The 17,243-nt window shown below is 59.8% G+C and carries 15 protein-coding genes; 5 read left to right on the forward strand and 10 right to left on the reverse strand.

Translation table 11 applies throughout. From position 1 onward, the window contains the following. Window positions 1-39: 39 nt before the first annotated feature. The 3 genes from H8K11_05000 to H8K11_05010 all read right to left on the reverse strand — a co-directional run bounded on the left by H8K11_05000 (window position 40) and on the right by H8K11_05010 (window position 2,576). Window positions 40-357, reverse strand: a complete 318-nt coding sequence (locus tag H8K11_05000; GenBank protein MCS6263095.1) for a phosphate starvation-inducible protein PsiF — start codon at window positions 355-357, stop codon at window positions 40-42. Window positions 358-438: 81 nt separating this feature from the next. Further along, window positions 439-1,200, reverse strand: coding sequence for a tRNA pseudouridine(38-40) synthase TruA (gene truA, locus H8K11_05005; GenBank protein ID MCS6263096.1), 762 nt, complete (start codon window positions 1,198-1,200; stop codon window positions 439-441). A gap of 47 nt (window positions 1,201-1,247) precedes the next feature. After that, window positions 1,248-2,576 (reverse strand): N-acetylmuramoyl-L-alanine amidase, encoded by a 1,329-nt coding sequence (locus H8K11_05010; protein MCS6263097.1) that lies wholly within the window; start codon window positions 2,574-2,576, stop codon window positions 1,248-1,250. 93 nt (window positions 2,577-2,669) lie between these two features. Between H8K11_05010 and H8K11_05015 the strand changes: the two genes are divergently transcribed. Continuing rightward, window positions 2,670-3,203 carry an NYN domain-containing protein gene (locus H8K11_05015; GenBank protein MCS6263098.1) on the forward strand — a complete coding sequence of 178 codons (534 nt, stop codon included), beginning with the start codon at window positions 2,670-2,672 and terminating at the stop codon, window positions 3,201-3,203. Here H8K11_05015 and H8K11_05020 read toward each other — a convergent pair. Beyond that, window positions 3,190-3,969, reverse strand: coding sequence for a TatD family hydrolase (locus H8K11_05020; protein MCS6263099.1), 780 nt, complete (start codon window positions 3,967-3,969; stop codon window positions 3,190-3,192). The genes H8K11_05015 and H8K11_05020 overlap by 14 nt on opposite strands. Before the next feature lie 61 nt (window positions 3,970-4,030). Beyond that, window positions 4,031-5,089 carry a 3-deoxy-7-phosphoheptulonate synthase gene (locus H8K11_05025; protein MCS6263100.1) on the reverse strand — a complete coding sequence of 353 codons (1,059 nt, stop codon included), beginning with the start codon at window positions 5,087-5,089 and terminating at the stop codon, window positions 4,031-4,033. 173 nt (window positions 5,090-5,262) lie between these two features. Here H8K11_05025 and H8K11_05030 point away from each other — a divergent pair, with 173 nt between their 5' ends. The 3 genes from H8K11_05030 to H8K11_05040 all read left to right on the forward strand — a co-directional run bounded on the left by H8K11_05030 (window position 5,263) and on the right by H8K11_05040 (window position 8,798). After that, window positions 5,263-5,583 carry a hypothetical protein gene (locus H8K11_05030; GenBank protein MCS6263101.1) on the forward strand — a complete coding sequence of 107 codons (321 nt, stop codon included), beginning with the start codon at window positions 5,263-5,265 and terminating at the stop codon, window positions 5,581-5,583. A 104-nt stretch (window positions 5,584-5,687) separates the two neighbouring features. After that, the gene (locus H8K11_05035; GenBank protein MCS6263102.1) at window positions 5,688-8,126 is read left to right on the forward strand and encodes a TonB-dependent receptor; all 2,439 of its coding nucleotides are present in this window, start codon (window positions 5,688-5,690) and stop codon (window positions 8,124-8,126) included. Window positions 8,127-8,330: 204 nt separating this feature from the next. Beyond that, a complete protein-coding gene (locus tag H8K11_05040) occupies window positions 8,331-8,798 on the forward strand; it encodes an energy transducer TonB (protein MCS6263103.1) in 468 nt (155 codons plus the stop codon). Window positions 8,799-8,888: 90 nt separating this feature from the next. On the opposite strand, the gene H8K11_05045 is transcribed toward H8K11_05040, so the two are convergent. Together H8K11_05045 and H8K11_05050 are read right to left on the reverse strand one after the other, a co-directional pair. After that, window positions 8,889-12,086, reverse strand: a complete 3,198-nt coding sequence (locus H8K11_05045) for a multidrug efflux RND transporter permease subunit (protein MCS6263104.1) — start codon at window positions 12,084-12,086, stop codon at window positions 8,889-8,891. Between the two features lie 12 nt (window positions 12,087-12,098). Beyond that, a complete protein-coding gene (locus H8K11_05050; protein ID MCS6263105.1) occupies window positions 12,099-13,265 on the reverse strand; it encodes an efflux RND transporter periplasmic adaptor subunit in 1,167 nt (388 codons plus the stop codon). Window positions 13,266-13,506: 241 nt separating this feature from the next. Between H8K11_05050 and H8K11_05055 the strand changes: the two genes are divergently transcribed. Beyond that, window positions 13,507-13,998 (forward strand): MarR family transcriptional regulator, encoded by a 492-nt coding sequence (locus tag H8K11_05055; GenBank protein MCS6263106.1) that lies wholly within the window; start codon window positions 13,507-13,509, stop codon window positions 13,996-13,998. Window positions 13,999-14,803: 805 nt separating this feature from the next. Here the strand turns inward: H8K11_05055 and H8K11_05060 are convergent. The 3 genes from H8K11_05060 to H8K11_05070 form a co-directional block, all read right to left on the reverse strand. After that, window positions 14,804-15,097 carry a putative addiction module antidote protein gene (locus H8K11_05060; GenBank protein ID MCS6263107.1) on the reverse strand — a complete coding sequence of 98 codons (294 nt, stop codon included), beginning with the start codon at window positions 15,095-15,097 and terminating at the stop codon, window positions 14,804-14,806. Beyond that, entirely contained in the window at window positions 15,094-15,426 is a 333-nt protein-coding gene (locus H8K11_05065; GenBank protein MCS6263108.1) for a type II toxin-antitoxin system RelE/ParE family toxin, read from the reverse strand. Before H8K11_05065 ends, H8K11_05060 begins: the two co-directional genes overlap by 4 nt. A 100-nt stretch (window positions 15,427-15,526) precedes the next feature. Then, the gene (locus H8K11_05070) at window positions 15,527-17,242 is read right to left on the reverse strand and encodes a hypothetical protein (protein ID MCS6263109.1); all 1,716 of its coding nucleotides are present in this window, start codon (window positions 17,240-17,242) and stop codon (window positions 15,527-15,529) included. Window position 17,243 lies beyond the last annotated feature (1 nt).

The following is a 17,243-nucleotide window of genomic DNA, read 5'->3' on the forward strand; positions in this document are numbered from 1 at the left end:
TCCCGGCTGAACCCTGTCGTCCAGCCGGGTGCGCTGCGACTAGTTGGACAGGCACTCCTTCATAAACTTTTTGCGCTCGTCGCCGGCCAGTTTCTTGGCCTTGGCATCCTTATTACAGGTCGTCATCTTATTCTGTTGTGAGGCACCGGCAGCGGCTTTCTCCGGTTTGGCAGAGAGACATTCCTTCATGAATGCCTTTCGCGCGTCACCCTTGCCTTCCCCGGTGAGTCCCTTGGCATTCGCATCGGCATTGCAGGTTTTCATTTTGTTCTGCTGCGCGCCGGCGTAGCTGAGCTGCGGCGTGGCGAGCACGGCGGCCAACATGAGAACGGACAAGGTCATACAGAGTTGTTTCATCGCGGGCTCCTTTCGAGGTGAACGGGGATTGTGTGCGGAACTATAACAAACGGCGTCCGGCCTGTCTCGCGGGGGAGTTCCTTAAGGGAGAGAGGGGATGCTCCCATCGGTATAGTCGACTCTGACGAGATAGAGCCCGTGAGCGGGGGCGGTTCTCCCGGCCGCGGCCCTCGCCCGCGCGGCAAGCACGGTGCGCATGGCGGCGGCGGTACGCTTGCCCTGTCCCACTTCCACCAGGGTCCCCACCATGGCGCGGACCATCTGTTTAAGGAACCGGTCGGCATAGAACGCGAAGATAATGAGATCTCCCTGGCGGCGCAGATCCGCCTGCTGCAGCCGGCAGTGCGGATTCTCGTTATCGGTCGGCGCGGTTTCGAATGAGGAGAAATCGTGCGAGCCGGTCAGGCAGGCGGCAGCCTCCGTCATGGCGGCGAAATCGAGCGGTTTATAGAGCATCCAGGCTCGTTCGCGCAGCAGGGGGGCTCGCTCTGACCGATTCATCAGATGATATTCGTAGAGCTTCCCGTTCGCTGAGTAGCGCGCATGAAAATGATCCGGCACGGCTTCGACCGAAAGGACGCTGATATCGGCGGGAAGGTGAGCGTTCAACGCGCGAAGCCACTCGCGCTGTGAGAGCCCGCGATCGGTCCTGAAGCTGGCGACCTGCCCGAAGGCATGAACCCCGGCATCGGTCCGGCCTGCGCCGATGAGGGGGAGCCTGGTTTGGGAGATGGCTGCGAGGGCATCTTCGACCGTCGCCTGGATGGTCGGCACGTTCAGCTGGCGCTGCCACCCGGCGTACTGGGTTCCGTCGTACTCAAGGACGAGTTTGAAGGTGGTCATAAGGTGGAATGCAAAGAAAGAACTCTAGCCCAACCGGCAGGCGTCTGTCATCTGGGGGGATTGGTGTGGAGGTAGGTCTTGACCCCTTCGAAAATCGACTCCGCAATGTGCGCCAGGAAGGGCTGTGACCGCATCTGCTCTTCTTCGGCGGGATTCGACATGAAGGCGATTTCGGCGAGAATGCTGGGCATGGTGGTGAAGCGGAGCACGTAAAATGGCGCGGTCTTCACTCCGTGATCGATGGTGCTGTACCGACCGTTGAGATTCGTGACCATCGCCTGCTTGGCCGTCCAGGCAAGTTCCTGGGAGTGTTCGATTTTCTTGGAGGTCAGGAGATCGGCGACGATGTATTCCCAGCCCACCCCGGTATTGTTCAACGGCGTACCGTTTTCTCGCGCGGCCACTTCCAGAGCGCGCTGATCCTTCGCTTCGCCGAAATGGTAGATCTCCAGACCACGGACGCCCTTGTGCGGGTGCGAATTGACGTGGATCGAGATGAACAGATCCGCGTCTTTGCCGTTTGCAAATTTGGCCCGGTCCTCCAGCTCGATTAAGGCGTCGCGTTCGCGGGTCATCAGGACACGAGTATTCGGCAGGGTGCTGAGCAAGGATTTCAGCAGCAGGCCGACCTTTAAGGTCACCTCTTTTTCCGTCGTCCCGTGCTGTCCGATTGTGCCGGGGTCTTTGCCTCCATGCCCGGGGTCAATGACGATCGTCTGGACCGGGCTGGCCGGCTTGGGCGCAACCGGGCGAGCCGGTTCCGTGACGGTGGGGCTTGGAATCGCCGGCGGAGTCGGCAAGGGGACGGCCGGGGCCTGTGGGGATGTCGTTGAGGTCTCGCCGATCTGCCGGATCTGATCTTTGGGACGCTGCGTAATGTCGATGACGAGGCGGTCCGGATTCTCGAGCGAGAACACCTTGTACCGGGAATTCTGGCTACGCGTCAGCGTGATACTCACCACGCGCGGGCGGCTTTGCGCTATTTGAAACGATTGCGGAATCGTCCCGCCCGAGACGCGTTGACGTGAGGATTTTCCAAGGATCGCGTTGTTTACCTCAATGAGCACCCGGTCGGGGTTGCGCAAATGCGTTTCGGAGAACGACGTCTTGTGATTCAGGTCGAGCACGAGGCGTGTGCCATCGGCGGTGGACCAGGTGCGCAAGTCGCGGACGATGATCGGATAACGTGATGCCCCGGCCCGCTCTTGCTTGACCAGGAGGAAACGGGGGGAGGGCTCTTCAGCGGCAACCTGGGGAACCGTCGGCCAGGAGGGCTCGGTTTGGATCTCACCACCCGATGAGGTCCCCGCACCGAACAGGACGCAGGCGAACGCGAGCGTCAAGAGGCGACGGATCAAGGAGACGACATGGGACACGAACCGGAACTCCTCTCGATAGGATACCCTCTAGGCCTTTTCTCAGATGTTTATGGTAATGTCAACAAAAGGCCTCAAACCATTTAATTGTAGATGGCAACACATCTTCTTGTCGATGGGTATAACCTTGTGGGCAGCGCCGGAATGGCCCTCCCGGCCGGTTCCGGACGCCTTGAGGCGGTGCGCGAGACGCTCCTGAAGAACCTGGCCGGGTACCGCCAGAGAAAAGGCCATGCGATTACCGTGGTCTTCGACGGCTGGCAGGGCGGGCTGGGTGCGGAACATCGTGAATTTCAATCCGGCGTCGAAGTCGTCTATTCAAAACGAGGCGAACGCGCCGACCAGGTCATTCAGCGTCTTGCCCGACTGTACGGCAGGGACTGCGCGGTGGTGTCCTCGGATCATGAAGTGGTCAATTCGGCCAGGGCGGCCGGCGCGTTTGTCATCGGGGCGGCGGAGTTTCGCGCCAAGTTGCAGGAACGGACTTCACCGGGTCCACGGCTTGCGTTCAAAGAGTTGGATCACGGCGAGGCCGGGGTGGTGAAACGGTCGAAGGACAAGGGCGGCAATCCCCGCAAGCTGTCGAAGTCACAACGTAAACGAAACCATCAGCTTAGGGAATTCTGAACAGGCGTCGGGCGTTCTCGCTGGTGCGGTGGCCTACGTCTTCAGCGGTCAGGGGTGCACTATCGGCGGTGATCGTCGCCAGCAGTTCGGCCACATGCTTCACAAAGGCCGGTTCGTTGCGTTTACCGCGGTGCGGGACCGGTGTGAGGTAGGGACAGTCCGTTTCAATGAGCAGCCGATCCGCCGGGACTGTCTTGGCAATCTCGCGCAACATGGTCGCATTCTGAAAAGTCAGGATGCCTGAGAACGAGAGATAAAACCCCAGCTCGATCGCATCCTTCGCCAGCCAGGCATCTCCTGAAAAACAGTGAAACACCCCGCCGATTTCTGAGGCTCGCTCTTCCTTCAAGATACGGATGGTATCGTCCTGCGCCTCGCGCGTGTGGATGATGACTGGAAGCTTCAGCTCACGAGCCAGCTGAATCTGTTCGCGGAAGCGTCGGCGCTGTAGCTCAGGATCGGAGTGGTTGTAATGGTAATCGAGGCCGATCTCGCCGTACGCCACCACCTTCTTGTCGCGCGCCAGTTGCCGGAGCTCATCGTACCAGCCGTCCTCGATGTGTTTGACTTCGTGAGGATGGACGCCGATCGAGGCATAGACGAAGGGATACTGATTGGCGAGCGCGACCGCCGAGCGGCTCGTCGCAAGATCGCAGCCGATGGTGATCATCGACTCCACGCCCGCCTCACGCGCGCGGGCGATCATGGCCTCGCGGTCGGATTCGTAACGCGCATCGTCGAGATGGGTATGGGTATCGATCAGCATGAGCGCATCCTAACATCGGGCTGTCGGAGTGGGAACTGAGGTGGCAGGACGGCGGTGCAGTCTAGACCGTCTTGGCCGCGAGCGACTCTGCCATGCCATAGAGCAACGCTTCGGTGTCGCTCCAAGCCAGGCAGGAATCGGTGATGGACATGCCGTAGGTCAGGGCCTTGTTAGGATCCCAGGTTTGCCGGCCACCCTGCAGGTGACTTTCCAGCATGAGGCCCATGATGGAACGGCGACCGTGTTGGAACTGTTTGAGGACTTCGCCGGCGACTTCCACCTGGCGCTGGTGGTTCTTGCCGGAATTGTCGTGTGAACAATCCACCATTACACCGCGGGCCAGGCCTTCGCTGGCTACGGCGGCTTCCGCACGGGCGATGTCTTCGACGCTGTAATTCGTGCGTCCGCCGCCGCCGCGCAGCACAATGTGATGATCGGGGTTGCCGGTGGTCTTGATGATCGAAGTGATGCCGTCGGCATTCACGCCGACAAAATGGTGCGGGCTCCGGCTGGTGATCATGGCGTTGATGGCGACTTGCAGGCTGCCTTCCGTCCCGTTCTTGAATCCGACGGGCATGGAGAGACCGCTGGCCATTTCGCGATGGATCTGGCTCTCGGTCGTGCGTGCGCCGATGGCGGTCCAGCTCAACAGATCGGCGAGGTATTGCGGGGTGACCGGGTCGAGCAGTTCCGTCGCGCAGGGGAGGCCTTTGCCGTTGATGTTCAAGAGAATGGTCCGGGCCAGCTGGATACCTTGGGCAATGTCGCAGGTGCCGTCCAGATGGGGATCATTGATCAGGCCCTTCCAGCCCACCGTGGTGCGGGGCTTCTCGAAATAGGTGCGCATCACGATCAGGAGTTTGTCGCGGACGGCGTTGGCGACCGGCTTGAGGCGGTCGGCATATTCATAGGCGGCGTCGGGATCATGAATCGAGCAGGGGCCGACAATCACAATGAGCCGGTCCATGTCACGGCCGTGCAGGATGTTCCGGATCGCTTGTCGCGTCTGAAACACGAGCTCGGACACCTCGTCGCTGATAGGCAGCTGCGTTTTGACATCGCGGGGCGAGGGGAGCGGTTTAATCTCTATGACATGCTGATTATCGATCGGCCTGTTCATGCTTATCCCTTTGAAAGGTCTGTCTAGTTCACGCGTCGATTCAAGATTGCCAAACAAGATATCGAATTCTATAGGATAAAGTCCAGTATGGACGGTTGTAGGAGGATCGGCTTGCATTCGAGGGGGCCCTTTGTTACAACTCACGCCTCACGAATCTGTCGGCTCGGACGGTCATGTTTCGTCATTTCGCCCAGAAAAAATCCAGCTCGGTCGTCGCGCTTCTCCTCGCCTGCATGCTGCTCGCGATGGCGCCGTTTGCCGCGGCGTTGGAGATTCATCACGAGCTGGCGGCAGCGGACCACGACGGCCATGAGCATTCCGATACTGACCTCTGCCAGTGGGTGCAATATCACACGGGCCATTCGCTGGTGGGTGACGCACCGCCGCCCTGCTCGTTCCTGGCGGAAGCTCCGCCACCTCCCGTCTATCGATCGATCCTCAGTTCTCAGTCTCTCTCGACCACCAGAACCTCGCGCGCGCCGCCTCTGACCTAACCTCAACGCCATCGCTACGTTCATTTTGGCTTTCACCGCTTCGTCTCGGCCACGGCTTTGTGTCGGGCTCTGACCTGTGCGGGATTATTTGGGGGGAGGTTCGCATGCTGTCGTCGGTTCGAGGTGTGTCTCAACTGTGTCTTGGGTTGTTGTTGATGGCTCTTGCGCCCGGTCTTTTGCCGGTGTTCGCGCAGGAGCCGGCGGTTGCCAAAGGGCGAATGATTACGGGGACGGTGCAAAACCAGGACCTTCGGCGGGTGCCCCAGGCCTCGGTGGAGGTGAAGGACCAGGAAGGGACGGTCGTGGGCGCGGCGGTCGCGAACGAGGCCGGAGAATTCTCCGTCGATCTGCCGTCCGAGGGAACCTATTCGGTGAGCGCGGTTCAGGATACGTATCGCAGCGAATATGCCATTATTAAACTCGGAGCCGAGCCGGTCGCTCCGGTGACCTTGACCCTCTCGAAGACCAAGGAGATCGCGCTCGAAGTCGTGTCGCCCTTGGCGCCCATTCAATACAAAGCCTCCAGCGAAACCTATGCGCTCAGCCGTAAGGAGATCGAGGCCCTGCCGCGCGGAAACAACAATGAACTCCACGATGTGCTGCTCACAATTCCGAGCGCGGTCTACGGGTCGCTCAAGCAAGTGCACATTCGCCAGGACCATGCGAATCTTCAATTGCGAATCGACGGGGTGCCGATTCCGGATACCGTCTCTTCGACCTTCTCCGATGTGATTAGCCCCAGAGCGTGGGAACGGGCGGACATCATCCTGGGCGGCATGGAAGCGCAATACGGGAACAAAGCGGCGGCGGTGCTGGACATCACGACGAAGAGCGGCACGAAGCCGTCCTTCGGGTCGGTGCAGATGATGGGCGGGTCGAACAAGACCATCAATCCGTCCTTCGAATACGGCGGCACGATCGGCGAAAAGTTCCGGTTCTATATTTTGAACAGCCACACGGCCACCAATCGGGGCATCGAGCCGCCGACGTTGGGCCGATCGGTCTATCACGGGCAGAGCGAGCGCAATCAAACCTTCATCCGCGGCGACTATCAGCACGACAATAGAAACAACTTTACCTGGTTGTTCCTGAATTCGGTGGCCAAGTATCAGATCCCCACGGCGCCGGGCGGCGAGCTGGATCCGAGCGGGCAGATGTTGCCGCTGTTGCAAGGGAGTCGGCCGGGGTTCTCGCCCGTGGCCTCGCAGGCGATCGACGAGTTTCAGAAAGAGAACAACCAATACGGCCACATGGTCTGGCGGCATGACGTGAACGCCAATAACTTCTTCAGCCTGTCGGGCTACATGCGGCATACGCGCGCCACGTTCAAGACCGATCCGCTGAACCTGTTAGCCTACACGGCCGATCCGGCCGAGCCGTTCTCGGCGTCCGATCAGGATCGCAACGCGTATTCCACCGGTGTGCGTTTCGACTATACCTACGTGCACAGCAAACAACACCTCATCAAAGCCGGGTTCCAACTCGACCGGACGCAGTCGGTGAACAAGACCAGGCTGTTTACGTTTGCCGACGACGGGGCCGGCAATCCGACCGGTGACCTGCTGAGTCTCAATGCCGACAACCGTCAGATCGGCTATCGCCAGGAGTTCTGGATTCAGGATCAGTGGAGCCCCAACGACCAGTGGACGTTCAATCTCGGGCTTCGCGGCGACATCGTGCAATATCAACGCAACGAGGGGCAGGTCAGCCCCCGCATCGGCGTAAGCTACAAGTACAATCCGTCGAATGTGTTCCACGTGTTTTACGGCCGCATGTTCACGCCGCCGAATCTGGAAGCCATTTCGTTCGCCAAGCTCAATACGCTCGGGACCAGAGCGCAACCGGAAGATGTGACCAACAACAGCGTACGCGCCGAGCGGGCGCACTACTTCGAGGTCGGCAGTTACCATGCCTTGAACCGCTATGCCACGCTGCAATTTACGGGCTGGTACAAGCTCAGCAACTTCCTGTCCGATGCGGGGCAGTTCGGCACGACCCCGTTGCTGAATTATTTTGCATTTGAGCGCGGCTGGCAGCGGGGCATCGACGGGGCCTTGAAACTGCAACTGACCGAGAATCTTACGGCGCGCGGCAACGTAGCCTGGGGCCAGTGCAAAGGCTATGGGTTGCAGTCCGGTCATTTCCTCCTGGAGGCCAAGGAAATTGCGGACATCAATTCGCAGGGCGGGGTCTTCTGCGATCACATGCAGACCCTCACGAGTTCGGCGATCGTGAGTTACCGGCTGCTGGAGCGCACGACGTTCACGGGGCAGATGTTGTTTGCCTCAGGACTGCGCACGTCGGAGAACGAGGACGCCAAGACGAATTCCAGCCACAGCCCCTCTTACACGATCTACAATCTTTCGATTGCCCATGTGTTTCCGTTGCCTTGGGAAGGGCAGAAATTCCTGCTCGGCTTCGATATCGTCAACCTGTTCGATCAACGGTATTACATTAATCAGGGAGAGGGGAGTATCGGGTTGGGAGTGTCGCACGCGGGGATGCCACGGTCGTTCTTTTTCCGCGGCCAATGGTTCTTCTAGGTCAGATGCCCAACAAGGTCGCCAGCGGCGTTCTCGGTCACTCGTCTCCCTGCGACGTACCGCAAGGGTACGCCTCAGTCGCCGAGCTCCCTGCGGCCTTGCTGGACAACCTTGTTGGGCATCTGCTCCCGACTGTGAGAAAATGCAGCCTTTGCTGGATGGCCCGTTTGAGCATCATCACTTTGTAATAATTTGGACGAGGATATGACGAACATCATCGATACAATAGTCCGCGTGACAGGACGCATGGTCGGGACCTGGACCTTGTGTCTGTGCCTATTGCCGGGTTCTGTGTACGCCGTGACGGGCGATGAGGCGACGCATGAGGCGGACCATGCGTTGGATGCGGACATCATCGAACTGCCGGAAGTGCATGTGCATGGGCTGCCGTTGAATAAGGATCAGCAGGTCGGGCCGGTGCCGAAGTCTACGCCCTGGCCCGCCATTCCTGCCTCATTGGACGGGAAACCCATCGACGATTGGATGAAGGCGCGACTGCTCGTCTCCAAGGAGGCGCAGGTGACGGTGGTGGTGTTGGAACCGGCGAAGCACCGTGAACTAACGATCGCCGGCATCATCGCACTCAACAAGTGGACCTTCGCCCCGCAACTCAAAGGCGACGATCCTGTCGATGGCGAACTGACCGTGCGGATTCACTTCCGGTCGCAGTAATTGGCTCGAAGAGCTGATAGCCCATGGCCGCTATCTAAGCGATCCACAGTGCGAAGAGAGGCATGGTGTCCGTGAGTAATCACGGGGCACTTAACGAGGACTATCGACCTGCCTAGACGCGCCTTCCAACGATTCGTGTCCCACTGAGTCATCGTGTTGGACCAGCTTGCGTCCAGACAGCATGCGCAGGCCGACATAGAACACCGGTGTGAGGAACAAACCGAAGAGGGTCACGCCGATCATGCCGGCGAACACGGTGACGCCTGTGGCGGAACGCACCTCCGCACCGGCCCCGTGCGACAGCACGAGTGGGATCGTGCCGGCGATGAACGCGACGGATGTCATCACGATCGGCCGCAAACGGAGTCGGCAGGCTTCGAGTGCCGCCTCGACGATTTCCTTGCCTTGCAGTTCCAACTCACGCGCAAATTCGACGATCAGGATCGCATTCTTGCAAGCCAGTCCCATCAGCACCACCAGGCCGACCTGCACGAAGGTGTTGTTGTCACCGCCGGTAAGCTTGACGCCGGCCAGCGCGCACAGTATGCACATCGGCACGATCAGGATGACCGCGAGGGGCAAGGTCCAGGACTCATACAGCGCGGCGAGGACGAGGAAGGCCAACAAGATGGCCACGGGGAACACCAGCAGCGCCGCCTTGCCCTGCGAGGCTTCCTGAAAGCTTAGGTCGGTCCATTCGATGGTCATGCCGTTGGGCAGCACCTTCGCGGCGATGTCGCGAATATTGTCCATCGCCTGTGCCGACGAGAACTTGGTCGGATCTGCCTCTCCCATGAAATCGGCGGCCGGATAGCCGTTGTAGCGGAGCACCGGATCGGGGCCATACGTTTGGCTGAATTTCACCATTGAGCCGATCGGGACCATTTCGCCCTGGTTATTACGGGTTTTGAGGTTCGCGATGTCCTCGACCTTCCCGCGGAAGTCGCCGTCGGCCTGCGCATACACGCGCCAGGTGCGGCCGAACAGATTGAAGTCGTTCACATAGGCTGAGCCAAGGTAGATCTGCAGCGTGGCGAACAGCTCCGTCAACGCGATGCCCTGTGTCTTGGTTTTGACACGGTCCACCTCGGCGTCGAGCTGTGGCACGTTGGCCTGATAGCCCGAGATCGGGTACCCCATACCCGGCGTCTGCATGACCGCGCCCTGCAGGCTGCTGACGGCATTTTGCAGCGCTCCGAAGCCGAGTCCGGCCCGATCCTCGACGAATAACCCATATCCTGCGCCGTTGCCGAGTCCAAGAATCGGTGGCGGCATCAACACGAAGGTGATGCCTTCCTTGATGGCGGAGATTTTTTGATTCATCTCCTCGCTGATTTCCTTGGCGCTGCGGTGGCGCTCGTCGAACGGCTTCAAAATCAGGAAGGCGATGCCGTAGTTCGGCGTGTTCGTGAACTGCAGGGGATTCAAACCCGTCATGGCGACGACGTGGGCGATGCCGTCCACGGTCTTGCTGATTGCGACGACCTGGCGCAGGACCGCGTCCGTGCGCTCGAGCGAGGCGCCTTCGGGCAGTTTCACCCCGGCCATGAGGAACAGTTTGTCTTGAGTCGGGATGAAGCCGCGCGGCACCGCTTGGAACATGAGACCGGTTCCGATCAGCAGCAGCGCATAGACGGCGAACACGGAGCCGCGATGGGTCAACGTGCGCGAGACCGTACCTTGATAGCGGCCGGAACTGGCTTTGAAAAACCGGTTGAACGGTTGGAACACCCACCCGAACAGACGCTCGATCCAGCGAGACAGGGCATCCTTCGGTGCGCCGTGGCTTTTGAGCAGTTTCGCCGCCAGGGCCGGCGAGAGGGTCAGCGAATTGATTGCCGAGATCACCGTCGAGATGGCAATCGTCACCGCGAACTGCTTGTAAAACTGGCCGGTCACGCCGCTCAAGAACGCCATCGGCACGAACACGGCGCAGAGCACGAGCGCAATCGCGACGATCGGCCCTGAGACTTCCTGCATGGCCTGGTGCGCCGCCTGGAGCGGGGTCCGTCCCTCTTCAATGTTGCGTTCGACGTTTTCCACCACCACGATTGCATCATCCACTACGATCCCGATTGCGAGGACGAGGCCGAAGAGCGTCAACGTATTGATGGAGAAACCGAAGAGGTATAACGCGGCGAACGTGCCCACCACCGAGACCGGGACGGCGATGAGCGGAATGATCGAGGCGCGCCAGGTCTGCAGGAACAAAATGACGACGAGCACGACGAGCAGAATCGCTTCCATCAGGGTCTGCACGACCGCCTGAATGGAATCGCGCACGAACACCGTGGTGTCGTAGTCCGAGCGGTAGGTGAGGCCGGGCGGAAAGCGCGTCTTCAGTTCTTCCATCTTGGCGATCACCGCATCGCGGACGGTCAGCGCGTTTGCACCGGGTGCCTGGAAGATGCCGATCGGCGGCGCATCCTGGTTGTCGAGTTGTCCGCGCAACGTGTAATCGTTGGCGCCGAGTTCGATGCGGGCGACGTCGGACAGGCGGACGACCTCGCCGCCGGCCCCGATCTTCAGCACGACGTTGCCGAACTCCTGAGCCGTACGCAGGCGGCCTTGGGCATTGATGGAGATGAGAAAGTCGGTGCCTTTCGCGATCGGTTCCGCGCCGAGCTGTCCGGCCGAGACCTGGATGTTTTGCTCGCGCACCGCGGCGACGACGTCTCCGGCGGTCATCCCGCGCGACGCGATCTTGTCCGGGTTCAACCAGATGCGCATCGCATAGTCGCCGCTGCCGAAAATCTGCACCTGGCCGACACCGGGCAGGCGAGCCAGTTCATCCTTGATTTTGATGTTGGCGTAGTTGCGCAGATAGAGCGCATCGTATTTCCCGTCCGGCGACAGCAATTGGACCATCACCAGAAAGGTCGGTGACTGCTTCTGGGTCGTCACTCCCAGGCTGACCACTTCCGACGGCAGCCGCGACAACGCCTGGCTGACGCGGTTCTGCACCTGCACCTGGGCGGCGTCGGGATCGGTGCCGGGACGGAACGTGACCGTCATCTGCAACACGCCGTCGGAGCCCGCGACCGACTTCATGTACATCATGTTCTCGACGCCGTTGATCTGTTCTTCCAGTGGCGTTGAGACGGTTTCGGCAATCACCTTGGGGTTGGCCCCGGGATAGATGGCACGCACAATGACCGCGGGCGGGACCACTTCGGGGTATTCGCTGATCGGGAGGATGGGGATGGCGATCAAGCCGGCGGCGAAGATGACGATCGACAGTACCGCGGCAAAGATCGGGCGGTCGATGAAAAACTTGGAAAAGTCCACAGCCTTGGCTCCCTATTTCTCGGCCATGGCTGCGGGCGAGGCCGGTGACGACGGCTTGTCCATCGGAACTTCCACGGGCATGACCGGCGTGCCGGGATAAAAGATTTTCTGCAGGCCGACCACGACAATCCGGTCGTCCGGTGCGAGGCCGGACCGGACCACGCGCAGCCCATCGACCATCCCGCCCAGCACGATGTCTTTGCGTTGTGCCTTGCCGTCCTTGTCGACCGCGTACACGTATTTGCGATCCTGATCCGTGAGAACGGCCTTGTCGTCGATCAAGAGGGCTTGCGCCTTCTGGCCGCTGACGAACTGGACGCGCGCGTAGAGCCCGGGGGTAAAGATGCGGTCTGGATTGGGGAGCACGGCGCGCGCGCGTACGGTTCCGAGGGTGGGATTCACCTGAGTGTCGAGAAAGTCGACCTTCCCCGTATGCGGATAGCCGGTCTCATTGGCGAGGCCGACGTGCACGGCGTTGTCCTTCGCGGTGCGCTCGCTCTTGCGCTCCTGCTCCTTGTAGCGCAGGTAACTGTTCTCGTCGGCATCGAAATAGACGTACATCGGATCTTGCGACACGACCGTCGTCAGCAGGGTTTCGTCGGCGGTCGCCAGATTGCCGACCGTCAGGAGGGCCCGGCTCGCTCGGCCGGAGACCGGGGCGCGGACTTCGGTGAAGGACAGGTTGAGCTTGGCGGTCGCCACAGCAGCCTCGGCGGCCTGCACATCGGCCGCGCTCTGCGCTTGCGCGGCACGGCGCAAGTCGAGCTCTTCGTGCGAGATGGCGTTATCCTCGATGAGTGATTGGGCGCGTTTGTTGCGGATGGTCTCCAGCCGTTGCGCCACGCGGGCGCGTGCCAATTGCGCCTCGGCGTTGTCCAACGCGGCGCGGTAGGGACGAGGATCGATCTGGAACATCAAATCGCCTCGTTTCACATCCTGGCCTTCTTTGTAGGCGACCCGTTGCACGTAGCCGCTGGCCCGCGGTCGCAATTCCACCGTGTCGATCGCGCTGATGCGACCGGTGTATTCGTCCCATTGTTGCACCGACTTCGAGACCACCTGCGCGACGCCGACTTCTGGGGGAGGCGGTTGTCCGCCGCTGCTGGCCTGCTCGCTGTTGCAGCCGGTGATGGTCAATACTAACGCGAACAGCCAAGGGCAATATCTGAACATGATCATGATGTACCTGGTGCAAGTATTCTTCGTGAAAGAGAATCCTGGATCAAGACGGCCGTCGACGTTGTTTGAATTAATGGTCTCAGACCACAGAGCCTGCGGCTCAAAGGCTGTTCTCCTGACCGCGACGCGCCATGTTGCGCAGTATCCGGCATGCCGTGAAACATAGTCAATATATGAATGATCAGGTTGTGAATAATTTATGATTGAATGTTGAACGTGTTTAAAGTACCGTTGCGTCACGATGAGACGTACTCAAACAGTCCAGCCTTCCAGGATCAAAGGAAAGTCTTCCGTCTCTCCCTGCATCTCGACGTTGCCACGGCACCGGTTGGTCGAACTGTTGTGGAGCTTTGCCCCGGCCTATCAACGCTGGTCGGAATCTCTACTGGTGGAGAAGGGGTTGTCCCCTCAACGGTTGCGCATTCTCGGTTCGATCCATGAGCGCGGCCCGAGAATCATGAGCGACCTGAAGAAAGAACTAGGCGTGACGGCAACGAACGTGACGGCGCTCGTCGATTCGCTCGAGAAAGACGGATTGGTCGTGCGAACCAGACACCCGACGGATCGCCGGGCCACCGTGATTGAACTCTCGGACAAAGTGATGACCGAGCTCTCCCCGCGTTGCACGGAGTACAAAGAGCAGGTCGCGGAGCTGTTTTCGGATCTGAGCGATCAGGAATGTAAAGCCTTCGTGAAAACGCTGGAGAAGCTCTGGAGTCGATTGCAGGGGTGAAGAGAGTAGGTATGATGGGAGGAGCGTGTACACCTTAGCCAACGGCGAGGAGCTCACAGCGGCCCTCAGCGTAGGGGTTTACTTCCGATCGCATTAAATCATGGCAAGCATGACAGTTATCAAAAGAGGGGAGAAATAGGTCTTAGACTCCCTTTTCCGGCACTTTGATTTTATTCTCGGCTGTTAACCATTCTTCTCGAGATCCAACAAGAAGCCATAGCTCATTTCGTCGAGGCGGCCAATACATCGCGACTATGGGGTTATTCCTTCGAATTGTTCCTCCTCCCTCGACTTCTGCCTCAGCAATCACTGCATACCATGGGGCCGTCACGCACCAAGATGGCTGATCTTCGAACCAGTGTTGCATGGTTGACGCATTCATAGGTTCGTGCTGTGTGCTAGAGCTTCCGGGCACTGCTTCGGGTATAAAATAAACTTCTTCATCGTCTCTCCTTATATCGCTTACACAATGCAAGGTCGGCTCGACCGTCGCTCTGCCTCATCGCCAGACACACGAGGAAGTGTGCCTGTTGATCGCTCAGTAAATAGTCTTTTCCGAAGACACTATCCATAGAAAGATTCGCTCTCTGGGGGCCACTTTATCAAGCATAGCCCCCCAGCATATGAAACTTGACGCTGGCGATGGTATAGGCACATGGGGACAATCAAAATTACTGTGAGCGGCAGGAGCCAGGATTCATATAGTGCGGCTCCATGACCGTTGTTAGGTTGTCGCGTTTGTTCAGTTTGTGCGTTTATTGAAACTTGTACTCGTCTAACGCCGTCAGGTGCGGGAAATGGTTTGTTAACGAGTTGCCGTGACCGCGAGCCGGAATCCCAAGGCGTGGAGAAGGGCATCGAGACTTCTGAATTCCGGGTTGCCGCGATCTGACAGCATTCGATAGAGGCTTTCACGGTTCAGCTTCGCCTTCTCGGCAAGTTGTGCGACCCCACCTTGCGCTTCGGCGACGTTCCTCAGTGCGAGCAAGAACAGCTCGGGATCATCTTCCTCCAATGCCGCGTTCAAATACTCTTCAGCCTCCTCCGAATCTCGCAGGCTCTCAATCAGATCCGGCTGATACGCTCTGCTCTTTTTCATGGCTTCCTCCTGTATTCGCTCCAATAGCGCTGGGCCGTTTGGATATCCCTGGCCTGGGTGCTCTTATCACCCCCACAAAGGAGCAGCACGACCGTCGTCCCTTCTTGTCCGAAGTACACTCGAAAGCCTGGGCCGTAATCGATCCGGAGTTCCTGTACCCCGTCTCCCACACCATGGCAATCGCCGAAGTTTCCTAAGCTCACTCGATCCAAGCGGACGCGAATCTTCGCTCGTGCCCTCTGATCCTGCAGCGAGTTCAGCCATTCGGTAAAGGGCTCACGGCCCTCTGCCGTGACATAGATGTGCAGCTCTTTCGGGGTGGCCTCCACGAATCCAAGTGTAGCTTATAAGCTACTATCTGGCAAGTACGCAATGACCGTCGTCCGAAACTTGAACGAGCAAGCCTTACAGCTCATTGCAGCGGATCAGCTAATTCCCCTCTTCTCTCTTCTCCGCCACATCGAATTGCAGCCCGCTGGAGCCTTCGCCACGGCCCGGTTCCTTGCGCCGGCCGATCCAGAGATGGGTCGAGCCGTCGATCCATCTGGCGTATTGATAAGTGCGTGTCACTCGGGCTCCTTCGCGCGGTACTTCCTCCTCATACAGCAACAATTCGCGGTTCGGTTCGAGCAGTCGTCCCTTCGGGAGTTGCAGCCCTTGAATGCCGCCCTCGCCGAATGCCGGGAGTACTCCGCGTTTGAGCCGCAGGGTGGTGCCGTCTTTCACCGGGAGCAGCGGAATCCAATAGTCCGGCACCGTGGTGCCGAGCCGGTACATCAACGGGGCGCCGTCAGCGGCAGGGGATGGCGGCTGTTCTGCCAGCGTTTCTTGATAGGCTTCATGACGATCCAATGGACGACCGGCAGCGCTTTCGACGACCCGCTCGACGGCCCAAGCCACGTTGGCCATTTCATCTCTCAACAACGACAGGTCTTCAACCGGCCGGCTTTCCAGCATCGGTCCCAATACCGGCGGCAAGAAGAACAACTTCTGGGTATCGTTCGTGAGGTTGAACATCCGCCAGGGCGTGGTGGGCCCATCCACGTCGGTCGTGTGGGAAATGAGGAACCGTTCGCCGAATGTGTTGGTCACGACGAGCGCGCGGATCTGCGAGAGTGTCCCGACGGGAAGTTCGAGCGGCAGGAGGAACCAATCGTTGCTGTATTCCAGTGCGAACTTCACGAGCAGCAGGCGGGCCAGGTCCTGCGGTGCGGCCTGGACGCTCGCGAAATTGACGGCGCCGTCTTCGAATTCCCACAAGCGCGCGGAGGGCATGCCGCGAAACGAGACCGGCGCGGGGAGAAAGGCCTCTGTGACTGCGGTGCGGCTTTCGGCGGCGCCCAGGCCGGTCCCCGAACTCGTCGTGAACGAAAACCAGTCCAATCGTCCATCCAGATATTCCGGCGCGGTCAGCACCACTTCACTCGACGTCGTCTTGGCGGAGACACTGAGGGCGTACTCCATCCGTTCAGGAATCCAGGCGGAGGGAGCGCTGCCCTGTTGAAAGAGAGCGTCGAGCCAGGTCAGCCAGACGGTGACCTGGCTAAGTACCTTCGGGCGATTCACCTCGGTCACTTGATCGAACGGCGCTTCCCGAAACAATTCCGCCAGCGTATTGCCGGCCTGCAGCACTCGCACGCGTGCGGCAACCCGCAGTCCATCGATAGTGCGGCCGCTCAGTACACGGATGAAGGACAGGCTCGCGGCATCGATCTGCTTTCCCAGCTCCGCTGAGGGAGCGGCAAGGACGTACGTACTAGCTAACCACTGTGCGCGAGTTGGCCCGAGCCCGGCCGTTTCCAGCAGGCGGAGCAGATGCCGTCCCGATTCGGCCGCAAGCCGCCAGTTGGGGCGTGAGTCGTCCGTCACCGGTTCCGCTTCCACCAGCGTCTCCAACGCCAGGCCGGCGGCTGCGTACGGTCTGGCCGGATGCGGGCCGGAGCGTGGTCCCGGTTGGTAGCGGGTGACGGCGGCGGTGTCCACGAGCACCTGCGCGGCGGCAGGCGAACCGGCGTCGGCCCCGTTGAACTCGCCGAACTGCCATTGACGGCCCAACATCCAGAGCGGGTCGTGGATGCGCGCCTGCAATCCGTCTTGCAGATCCGGGTTGTGGGTGCTGAGGTCGAGTCTGATTCGAGCGGGCATG

It is taken from the genome of Nitrospira sp. (genome assembly GCA_024998565.1).
GTDB lineage: Bacteria > Nitrospirota > Nitrospiria > Nitrospirales > Nitrospiraceae > Nitrospira_A.

Coding starts and splice junctions, on each gene's coding strand:
- H8K11_05000 (MCS6263095.1), bottom strand. CDS start 357: ATGAAACAACTCTGTATGACCTTGTCCGTTCTCATGTTGGCCGCCGTG.
- H8K11_05040 (MCS6263103.1), top strand. CDS start 8,331: ATGACGAACATCATCGATACAATAGTCCGCGTGACAGGACGCATGGTC.
- H8K11_05035 (MCS6263102.1), top strand. CDS start 5,688: ATGCTGTCGTCGGTTCGAGGTGTGTCTCAACTGTGTCTTGGGTTGTTG.
- H8K11_05020 (MCS6263099.1), bottom strand. CDS start 3,969: ATGCTGATCGATACCCATACCCATCTCGACGATGCGCGTTACGAATCC.
- H8K11_05070 (MCS6263109.1), bottom strand. CDS start 17,242: ATGCCCGCTCGAATCAGACTCGACCTCAGCACCCACAACCCGGATCTG.
- H8K11_05025 (MCS6263100.1), bottom strand. CDS start 5,089: ATGAACAGGCCGATCGATAATCAGCATGTCATAGAGATTAAACCGCTC.
- truA (MCS6263096.1), bottom strand. CDS start 1,200: ATGACCACCTTCAAACTCGTCCTTGAGTACGACGGAACCCAGTACGCC.
- H8K11_05015 (MCS6263098.1), top strand. CDS start 2,670: ATGGCAACACATCTTCTTGTCGATGGGTATAACCTTGTGGGCAGCGCC.
- H8K11_05055 (MCS6263106.1), top strand. CDS start 13,507: ATGAGACGTACTCAAACAGTCCAGCCTTCCAGGATCAAAGGAAAGTCT.
- H8K11_05030 (MCS6263101.1), top strand. CDS start 5,263: ATGTTTCGTCATTTCGCCCAGAAAAAATCCAGCTCGGTCGTCGCGCTT.
- H8K11_05050 (MCS6263105.1), bottom strand. CDS start 13,265: ATGATCATGTTCAGATATTGCCCTTGGCTGTTCGCGTTAGTATTGACC.
- H8K11_05060 (MCS6263107.1), bottom strand. CDS start 15,097: ATGAAAAAGAGCAGAGCGTATCAGCCGGATCTGATTGAGAGCCTGCGA.